Here is a 9,221-nt window from a genome sequence, read left to right on the forward strand (position 1 = left end):
GACGACATGTCGCAAGCAAGGCATCATTGCCATTTTCTCTGCCTCTGCCTCCCTTCGGTTACGAACTGAGTGTTTCGCAACCCGGCAATTGCCGACAGGCTGGGCTTCAGCCACAGGGGTCACCACCCGCGCTCAACACCAATCTCGCTGGTCAGTCCTGCTTTGCATTCCAGAAGTGCATCGGTGTACCGGTTCGGATCTCGCTCAAAGCGGAACGTCGGGATCGGCATCGATATGGCGAAGCAGCCAAGCACCGTATCCAGAGCGATTGCAGTGGTGGTGATGCCTTCCATCAATTCGCCATGATCACAGGAAAAACCCAGCTGGCGGATCGTATTCAGCTGTTGAAATATCCGGTCATCGAGCGGGCGACTTGCCGCAGTTGCACCGACCATCATGTCCCGGATCTTATCGTCATCTTCCAGCGCCAAGAGCGCACGTCCCGCTGATGTTCCATGGAGTGGCAAATCGAGCAGCCCCAGCCGGGGCATGACCTGCAGTTCACGGTCAGCCACCACGCGATATTCCACCAGCAGCCTAAGCCCGTCCGCACGAGACAGCACAGCGGTTTCCTGAGCGCTGCCGCTGAGCTTTTGAAGCCACGGCTGGACAATCGTGATGCGGTCGGCATGCGCGTGGGTTACGAGCCGCAGCAGGCCAGCCCCCAGACGTATACCGCCTACGCCCTCGCTTCGGATCATGCCTTCCTCTTCCAGCGCGCCCACAATCCGCTGCACGGTGGAGCGCGGGAAACCAACTTCCTGGGCGATTTCTCCAAGGCTCAGCCCGTCGGGCCTTTTGCCTAGCAAATTCAATATTTTGGCTGCACGCGCAATCACCTGGATGCCGCCGCCACGTTCGTCGTTGGTGCCTGCCTGATTCGATGGTTCCATGCTCACCTCCTAATTTCGGTCACTGTACCACATTGCGGTACGTATACATTATCGATACAGTGACCGCATTGCGATACAGGTCATGAGGTGAGCTATGATTCGGGAGTTTTCATTCGCAGGGCTGTTGGTAAGCCCGATGGTGGTATGCGTGCTCATCGCGGCGCTGCTCACGGCCATGACGCTTCGGCTGATCCCAGGGCGGCTGGAAATGCTGTTGCAGGTCAGACCCGCCTGGTTAGGGCTCGCGCTTTTCACAGGCTATGCCGCCGTGGCCTTGTCGATTCTGGATGGAGGCTTGAAATGAGTGGGGTGCTACGCGGTTCGATGACCTTGCTGATCGCCGCCGCTACGATTCTTGCTGGCTCGTGGGTGTGGAACCACTATCGATATTCGCCGTGGACTCGGGATGGGCGCGTGCGGGCAGACGTCGTGGTGGTTGCCCCTGACGTTGCCGGCTGGGTAACCCGTTTGAGTGTTCGGGATAACCAGGCGGTCAGGAAGGGCGACCTCTTGTTCGTGATTGATCCTGCCCGGTATCTGGCAGCCTTGAACGAAGCGAAAGCGAAGATGGAGCATGCTAAACATGCCTGGCAACTCGCCGCTGGCCAGGAGCGCAGGCGAGTTCCGCTCGCCAGAATCAACGCTATCAGCGCCGAGGATTTGGACAACGCCCGCTCTCAGGTACTGCTCGCCAAATCCGAATATGAAATGGCCAAGGCGCAATGGGAAACAGCCCGGATCAATCTTGCACGTACCCAAGTCACCGCCCCGGCAGATGGCACCATTACCAATATCCGGCTGCAGGAGGGCAACTATGTGACCCAGGGCGGCCCAGCATTCTCCTTGATCAAAGATGGCTCGTTCTACGTGACCGCGTACTTCGAGGAGACCAAGTTGCCCAGCATCAGCGAAGGGGACACGGCTGATATCGCGTTGATGAGCGGCGGGCCGATCTTGTCAGGGCGGGTCACGAGCATCGCCAAGGGTGTCGCCAACACGAACACCCAATCCGACCCCATGCTGCTGCCGCAAGTGCAGCAGGCATTCAATTGGGTTCGGCTGGCGCAACGGATACCTGTGAATATCCGGCTCGAATCCGTGCCGCGGGAAGCGCGTTTGAGTGCGGGCATGAACGTCTCGGTGAGACTTGTACCTGCCCATGGCGCGGTCGCTGGCCGATGAGAGCCGTGCTCATACATTACCTGCAGCCGAATTTGCGCAGCATTCTCTTTGCGCTGAAGGGCTTGTCTGCGGTTGCATTGGCTCTCGCTGTCTCCATGGGCCTGGATCTGGACAAGCCGTTCTGGGCGATGGTCGCCTCGATGATGCTACAGGCGCGCCCCGAAACCGGCCTCGTGATGGAAAAGGCTTTGTGCTTAATCCTTGGCTCAACCCTTGGCGCAGCGGTGGCGATATTCATCCTGGATAGCTTCATGCCCTATCCGACGTTGGCCATCGGTGCGTTGGCTGTCTGCGTTGCCTTCACTTCAGCGCTGGCGTCAACCGAGCGGCATGTCAATTTCGTCTTTGGGCTCGCACTCGTTTCGGTAACGGCGATCCTGATCGTCATGTTCGCGATAGCCGACCCGACGACCACTACCAGCGGTTCGATATTCCTAGTGGTCAGAGCGAGGCTGACCGAGGTGATCGTAGGCGCAAGTTGCGCAACGCTTTCGAGCCTGTTTTTGTTTCCGTGGCGGGTTGAAACCCTGGTCAAAGGTCATGCAAAACGGCTGCAGGCTTTGAGCATGGGTTACATCGAACTGCTGCTGCGGCCGGAGCCAGATCGTGCAGGGCTTCATCAGCAGCGTCTGGGCATGATCGCCCTGGTCACCACGATCAGCGATGATTCGAACGCCGGTCGCTACGAGCGGGCCAACACCATTCACGCTGCTCTGCATATGGCGAACGCTGCCCTGACGGTGATCGCCTGTGGCCAGACGGTCGAGCGATGGTTCAGGCAGAACAAGGCGAGCTGTGTAGGCTTGCTGGCTGCGCACAAGACAGAACAAGGTGCCGAGCATTCCCCACTGCAACTTCTGGCTGAGCTAAGTCGAAGTCCCCATGTGACCCAGGTGAAAGACCTCGCCGCCGCGCTTCGGGAATTGGCAGGAGCCAGTGCGATGATGTCTGCTGCAAATGAAGCCCTGGAGAAGAATGAACATTTCCATGAGCCGGGCCGACGCCTGAAAAGGCACAGGGACTGGCGGACCGCCGGAACATCGGCGCTGCGCAGTGCAATGGTGTTCCTTGCCGCAGCTTACGTATGGATCCTGTCCGATGGCGCCCCATCGCTGATCATGATGATGGTACTGCCCAGTCTTTTCTCGCATATGTTCGCTGCAGCACCGACGCCGGCGATGATCGTTCGCAAACTGATGGTAGGAGTAGCTCTCGCTGTACCGGTGGCAACGTTCTGGGTGCTGGGAACGCTCGCCCAAGGCCCTGATCATTTTGCCGCTTTGCTCCTGATTCTAGCCGGGCCACTGTTGCTTGGCCTGATGGCGATGACCTCGCCTGCATTAACGCCGTACGGACTGGGATTCTGCCTGACGCTGGCGGTATCGATCCAGCCCAGCAACTACATGACGTTTGCGGTGGATCAGGCGGTCACGACCGGCATCGGTGTCATCGCAGGCCTCGGTGTGCTGTTCATCGCATTCGCCCTCACGGGGCCCGCGAAGGGCGTTGCGCTACAGGGGCGGGTCATCGAGGCCTTGGCTGCCGACTTGAACTACATGATGGCTACCGGAAAGCCGGCAGCGTGGTTCAACCTACGTGTGGCTGAACGACTCGCTTACCTACAGGCTTATGCACCCCATACCATCGAGGGGCGAGAGCTCACACTACAGGGCTTAGCTTTGCTGGAGAAAGGGCACCGCTTTACTAGGAATCGTTCAGCTTCTGGCTGAATAGCCTATCTTTATTCATGGTTTTTATGGTCGGGTAGCAACAGGTTTCTATGATGGCGTCGGCGTCTTCTTGACGACCCAAAGCGAGAACTCGCTTTATCCGGTGAAAGGAGTGCTATGAATCGTGGCGGACCGGGTATTTGCCCAAGCCTGCCAATCGTAGACCCAGTCACTTGCTTGGCCTGCAAAATAAGTCCAGAATTGAGGCTATCCCTGTTTAAGGGATGGCTGAAAAGCCTTTAAATTCAACAGCTCGCAAGCCCGATGCGAGTCTCGTTTCCCGCTCCAAATTAGTCCTTATCGAAATATTTCGGTAGGGCGAGAAAGAAGACCCTTCGCAGACTGTGTGAAAACACACTGATAGGCTCTAGACCAAACGCCCCGACTTGTTCGGGGCGTTTGTTTTTATGCTGAATCAAGGCCTTTCAGCCTATCAGTTGCATCATTTGCTTGGCACTTAGTATGCTGATCGGATGCTTGAGGTTGTACGCGGTCACAGCCAGGGCCATTTCAGCTCTTGTCCCTTCGAGCTGTCGTAGCAAGAACAGCCCGTTGCCAAATAGCCATTGTTTGAGTTTACCAAACGGGTGTTCCACGGGGGATCTACGGCGCTCCATCATCGCTGGATGCGGTGCGTCCGCTGCGCCATACGCTCAAAAGCCTCCTCTTGTGTTTGGCGCGAGACATAACGGCGTTGGGCCGTCTTACATTGGGCTTTCAGCGCACATCCAGCGCAGCTAGATCGGTCGCCCTTGTAACGCTGCTTCAGGGTTAGCCACTGACCTGCCGGGCACTGATACCGATCTTGTTCAGCGTTGTAGGTAAAGTCCATGCGCTCTAACAATGTCTCTCCGCCTGGGTTCGAGGTTCGGTTTGACGGTACGTACATGGTAATGGAGGCTTCCTCACACGCTTGGAACTGCTGGCCATTTGAGTAGCCATATCGGTTGTCACGGTCAACACGTTTTACCAGTGACGGCAGATCCATAACCAAGTCCGATTTGGCTGAGTGCTGGCATTATCTCGCCATAGCATCGCTGCCCTTCAACGTACTCACCACAGTTTGCGCTGCTTCCTGTCGCTTCGTGTGGAGAGAGACCAGGTGTGCATACAGACTGCGTACCGTCTGAAAATAATATCGAGGAAAGCGCCCATTGGTCTCGTCGTACTGGCGACACAGAAATTCAAATCGAGCGATCATTTCAGCCGCGCTTTGCATTTCATAATAGGCAGACTCAATTAGGACCTGTGCGGCATTGGCACTGTTCAGATAGATTTCTGCATCATAGCGCCATGGATTGATCTCAACGTCCATCTTCCAGATTTCAAGGTAGCCCGAACGCTGCAGCGCTTGCGTAATAGCCTCATCGTACTCTGGGTGATCTAGCACGCATTGCGCCACTTGTTCGTACTGCTGAACGTCGCGACCAGATATTTCTCGGACTTCCTCAAGAAATGCATTGGTGATACGCCGCTGCTCCGCCAGAGGATTGGCGGCTTTGGCGAAGTTGGACTCTTCGGGAGAGGCTTCTCGGATACAGTCGGTTACTACAAAGAGTTCAACCGATGCAAAGATATCTTGAGGTGTACAGTAATTTGGATCCGCGACCAGTTGAACACCGGCTTCGGCAAACGCCTGCGCTACAAGGCGCGAACAGAACTGTCGATTTTCCAAGCCGGAGCGCAGCTTTTCTACTACGGTTCCCGCTGCTTCTCGTTTTGAGTATTGTGTTCCGACCTTGCGGCGGGCGTACATGATGGCCTCATCCGCAACTCCGTCTCGATTAGGTCGGCGAAGCCGCAATACGGCTGCGCGGCGGGGCGAGTCTAGGAGGAGGCGCTGAAGGTTGTCGGCGTGTACCCCTTTCAGGTCCGAATGAATGTAGCTACTGCCGCCGGCGTACAGCATTGCGTGGGAGTAATCACTCTTGGTGATGGTGCGTACGCCAGCGCTGGGAAGTTCACCGACACTGGTCAGGAGGATGTCGCCCTTTTCAAGCCGGGATAGGTCAATCAGGTACTGTTTCGTCATCGCTGATCCATGTCGTGATAGAAGTCTTTGCTGCTCTCTACAAGTTGGCCAGGAAGCTACCTTAGAGGCGCGTCACCGCACAAGCTGATGGTGTGGTAGATGGCACGAAAGCTGAAGGGGTGAAGGGGTAGCCTGGCCAGATGTGCTGGTAGGACTTGGCCAGAGAGTAGCGTCGATGGGGCGGCCAAGATACATCGGTGAGACGAACACCCAGCCGTTGCTGGCCTCATCCACTGCCTGGCGATTATGCAGCTCGTGCAGCAGTACAAGCTCCTGCTCCGGTAACAACCTTACGCTCCACCCAGCCGCAGCCTTCAGCGAAGCCGAGCACGGCACGGATGATGTCCGCACACGCTTGGCTATGGCCAAGTGCGCGCACGGCGCATGATACTGATGATCTCGGTGATGTGGCTGACTTTGATCTCGCCGACGGGAATGCGGCCTATTGTGGGCAGAATATGGTTGTTCAGAGCGCCACGAAAGCCCGTGGTCGATCGGCTGACCCGGTCCGGCGATTTGAAGGCCAACCACTACTCGGCGACGTACTGGAAGGTACGTCCATCATCGAGTGAATGCGCAGCAATTTTCTCCCGTTTGTCTTTCAGCGGAGCGACGTGATTGGCCACGTCTCGACGCGCAGCCCGCGCCAGTTCGCGCGCGTCTTTCGAGCCGATGTCCGGGTAAACATCTGTCTTGACGAACAGCGCATCAACGTTCATTTACTCACTTTCGGCTCATTTCTTTACCCAGGCCAGGATTGTTTCTAGTCTGTCTCCAAGAAGGCGCCATGCTTCAGTTTTCTCCTTGGCATAATCATGGTGCAGGTAGTGCCTGCGTACTTTGGAACCAGCCAGCAGGTGATTTTGGCAGCGATCAATAATCTCTAGAGTGACGCCAAGCTCCTGCATCATGGTCGCCCCGGTACGGCGAAGGTCGTGTGGGGTCCACTCACCCTTTGTGCCGTTGTTGAGCACTAGCGAATCGTCATGGTGACGCCCGGACAATGGTTTGCTGCGCTTCTTGAAGCGGCACTGCCGATCACCAATCAGTTTACTCACTGTCTTGGTATCAACATGGCATTCACCATCTTTGCTAGGGAAGCAGAATGGGCTACTTCCAGTTTCTTTCTGCAAACGCTTGAACTGTGCCAAAGCAAATTGCGATAGAAATATATGGTGGTCCTGACGCTTGCCTTTACGTCCTTTCGTGGCCAGCGCGGGGATGAACCAGGCGCCTTTCTCCAGATCCACATTTTTCCATTCGGCCTTGAGTAGCTCGCCGATGCGGCAGAGGGTACTCAGGCAGATCCATACCGCGCACTGCACGCGACAATTAACAGGACGGATGCCGGAGTATTTTCGGCCGGGGGGTAGGGCATCATAGTCATGCTCCAAGCGAGCAAAGATGCCTTGTAGTTCATGGATCTCGTCGGGGGAGAGCAGGCGGTCACGTTCTTCTTGATAGTCGTCGTCAAGCAGTGTCTGTACATCGATCAAGTCAATCGGATTGCCGTCAATCATCAATGATCGCCACGGTTTGCGCTTTTCGGCCCAGCGCAGCATCTGCCCAATGTCGTTATATAGGATAACCACGGTACGGTTTAGACCACGCGCACGGATTGCACGCAGAACAGTCAATAAGTCTTTCTCTGTCAGGCTACGCAATGGCTTCTTGCCCAGGACAGGCAGTATGTCTTTCTTGAAGCTGCGTCGCAGTTCCGCATTGTTATCCTGGCGGGACACACCGTCACACAGCCATTCATCGAACAAATTTTCAAAAGTCTTGTTTTCCGCTGCATGGCGTTCGGCCTCGGCAATGGTGGCGGAAATGGCTGCTTGGGCTTCGATTTTGGCGGCCTTCTTGGCAGATGTCGGATCAATGCCGTCAGCTACTTGTTGACTTACTCTCCTATGCTCGGATCGTATTTCGGACAGGGTTTTGCTCTTGCTGCCATTCTTGGCCCACGTGCCGCAGGCACAGTCTTTGAGTTTTCCACCCCACTTGAAACGGTAATAGAAGCTTACCGAGACACCTTTTTGGCGAGCGATGACTTTGCCTATTAGGTTTCCATCATCTCGAATGGTCTTGCCATGATCCTGAGCCGTGAGCATTTCCAACTCTTTGACGGTTATCTTGGCCATTGTCTACACTCTTGCACGCGGAAGGATGCCCAAAAATACCCCTACTTATACCCCTACCGTGGCAGCGGCTCTCGGTGGAAGTTCCTGGGTTTGGTTAGACGAAATATTAGCCTGAAAGGCCCGTGAGCGCTAGGCTCAACCCTTTCTGTTGTATGCTATTGAAGTCCGCTTAAGTCTGATATTTAATCGAATGGGGTGCAAGGGGTCGAGTGTTCGAATCACTCCGTCCCGACCATTATTGAAAACGAGAAAGCCACCTTCGGGTGGCTTTTTTGTTGTTTGGGGTTTTATCAAGTGGACGAGTTGGGAGGATTATCTTCTCGTATTGGTCGGTTTGAGGCGGTTCCGCATCGCCGGGGTAATTTGAAACCAGTCGGTATCTACCTGTTTTGGCTAGTAAATGATTTTTTGATCAACTTGCTTGGAATACCAGTTGGAACGCTGCGTGGCCTGGATTCCGATGGACGGTGCTTTTTTGAGAACCGCGCCCAAAAACGAATCGTGGCCGGATCTATAAAGCAGATGGTCGCACTGTTGATCGTTGCCCCTGCGCTCGCCGGTACAGGGGCTCCTAGAAAACGATACCGTCAATGATTGCTGTGTTGGCTAAGCCGACTCTCGAAGTATTGCGCCGTCTCTTTGTCAGTGCAGTACAGGTAGCAACCCTTCATTCCCCTTGTCATCAGGGTTCGGTACGTATTTTTGATGATCAGGTCTGTTTCACTTTTCGCGAGGGCAGGTTGCTCTTTCATCATTTTTTTCCAGCCGCGAATCGATTTATCGTGCTTGTCGCGCTCATCCGGGGATGTCACTACCTGACCGTCACGTACGACCAGATCTGGTCCGATAATCACTCCGATGTAGTCGACCTCCAAACCTTGGCAGGTATGAATGCAGCCAACCTGCTCGATGGAGTTCTCAGCGATGATCCATAGGCTGCCATCTTGATCCAGGTTCCATTGGCGTTTGTAGTCACCAATCACGATATCAGCAGCGGTGGGGTCTTTCTTGCTGATCGTGTCCCAGGAAGTGGTGTAACTCATCATGGCGCTGGCCACTGAGTTTGCTGTTTAGTTGATCACGGCCGACAGCTTGGCCTGTGGATTATCGCTGACGGATTCAAAGGCCTCCAACTGCATATATCGCCGTTGCAGGCACCATTCGTCGTTCTGCTCCAGCAGCATCGCCCCTACAGCCTTGTGATCGCAGGATCGTTGGGGAAGATGCCCACGACGTCGGTGCG

At 55.4% G+C, this 9,221-nt stretch carries 6 protein-coding genes and 4 pseudogenes; 3 read left to right on the top strand and 7 right to left on the bottom strand.

Going from position 1 to position 9,221, the window contains the following annotated elements:
* Positions 1–119 precede the first annotated feature (119 nt).
* Positions 120–893, bottom strand: a complete 774-nt coding sequence (locus IAE38_RS17760; protein ID WP_201218471.1) for an IclR family transcriptional regulator — start codon at positions 891–893, stop codon at positions 120–122.
* Between the two features lie 94 nt (positions 894–987).
* Between IAE38_RS17760 and IAE38_RS17765 the strand changes: the two genes are divergently transcribed.
* From IAE38_RS17765 to IAE38_RS17775, 3 genes are read left to right on the top strand one after another with little or no spacing between them, the layout of a single operon-like run.
* Complete coding sequence (locus IAE38_RS17765) at positions 988–1,197, top strand: hypothetical protein (protein ID WP_201218472.1); 210 nt, start codon at positions 988–990, stop codon at positions 1,195–1,197.
* On the top strand, positions 1,194–2,075 hold the full coding sequence (locus tag IAE38_RS17770; RefSeq protein ID WP_201218473.1) for an efflux RND transporter periplasmic adaptor subunit: 882 nt from the start codon (positions 1,194–1,196) through the stop codon (positions 2,073–2,075). The genes IAE38_RS17765 and IAE38_RS17770 overlap by 4 nt, the downstream gene beginning before the upstream one ends.
* Positions 2,072–3,805, top strand: coding sequence for an FUSC family protein (locus IAE38_RS17775; RefSeq protein ID WP_201218474.1), 1,734 nt, complete (start codon positions 2,072–2,074; stop codon positions 3,803–3,805). The genes IAE38_RS17770 and IAE38_RS17775 overlap by 4 nt, the downstream gene beginning before the upstream one ends.
* 425 nt (positions 3,806–4,230) lie before the next feature.
* Here the strand turns inward: IAE38_RS17775 and IAE38_RS17780 are convergent.
* From IAE38_RS17780 to IAE38_RS17805, 6 genes and pseudogenes are all read right to left on the bottom strand, one after another.
* Positions 4,231–4,771, bottom strand: a pseudogene (locus tag IAE38_RS17780) (transposase); the annotation flags it as partial.
* Positions 4,772–4,823: 52 nt separating this feature from the next.
* Positions 4,824–5,837 carry a YiiX/YebB-like N1pC/P60 family cysteine hydrolase gene (locus tag IAE38_RS17785; protein ID WP_201218475.1) on the bottom strand — a complete coding sequence of 338 codons (1,014 nt, stop codon included), beginning with the start codon at positions 5,835–5,837 and terminating at the stop codon, positions 4,824–4,826.
* Between the two features lie 83 nt (positions 5,838–5,920).
* Positions 5,921–6,520: pseudogene (locus IAE38_RS24370) on the bottom strand (phage integrase central domain-containing protein); the annotation flags it as partial.
* A gap of 51 nt (positions 6,521–6,571) precedes the next feature.
* Positions 6,572–7,978 carry a tyrosine-type recombinase/integrase gene (locus tag IAE38_RS17795; protein WP_201218476.1) on the bottom strand — a complete coding sequence of 469 codons (1,407 nt, stop codon included), beginning with the start codon at positions 7,976–7,978 and terminating at the stop codon, positions 6,572–6,574.
* A 587-nt stretch (positions 7,979–8,565) separates the two neighbouring features.
* Positions 8,566–9,003: pseudogene (locus IAE38_RS17800) on the bottom strand (DNA/RNA helicase domain-containing protein); the annotation flags it as partial.
* A gap of 45 nt (positions 9,004–9,048) precedes the next feature.
* Positions 9,049–9,221: pseudogene (locus IAE38_RS17805) on the bottom strand (transposase); the annotation flags it as partial.

It is taken from the genome of Pseudomonas sp. S32, from assembly GCF_016648095.1.
Taxonomy (GTDB): domain Bacteria; phylum Pseudomonadota; class Gammaproteobacteria; order Pseudomonadales; family Pseudomonadaceae; genus Aquipseudomonas; species Aquipseudomonas parafulva.

Coding starts and splice junctions, on each gene's coding strand:
- IAE38_RS17760 (WP_201218471.1), bottom strand. CDS start 893: ATGGAACCATCGAATCAGGCAGGCACCAACGACGAACGTGGCGGCGGC.
- IAE38_RS17765 (WP_201218472.1), top strand. CDS start 988: ATGATTCGGGAGTTTTCATTCGCAGGGCTGTTGGTAAGCCCGATGGTG.
- IAE38_RS17770 (WP_201218473.1), top strand. CDS start 1,194: ATGAGTGGGGTGCTACGCGGTTCGATGACCTTGCTGATCGCCGCCGCT.
- IAE38_RS17775 (WP_201218474.1), top strand. CDS start 2,072: ATGAGAGCCGTGCTCATACATTACCTGCAGCCGAATTTGCGCAGCATT.
- IAE38_RS17785 (WP_201218475.1), bottom strand. CDS start 5,837: ATGACGAAACAGTACCTGATTGACCTATCCCGGCTTGAAAAGGGCGAC.
- IAE38_RS17795 (WP_201218476.1), bottom strand. CDS start 7,978: ATGGCCAAGATAACCGTCAAAGAGTTGGAAATGCTCACGGCTCAGGAT.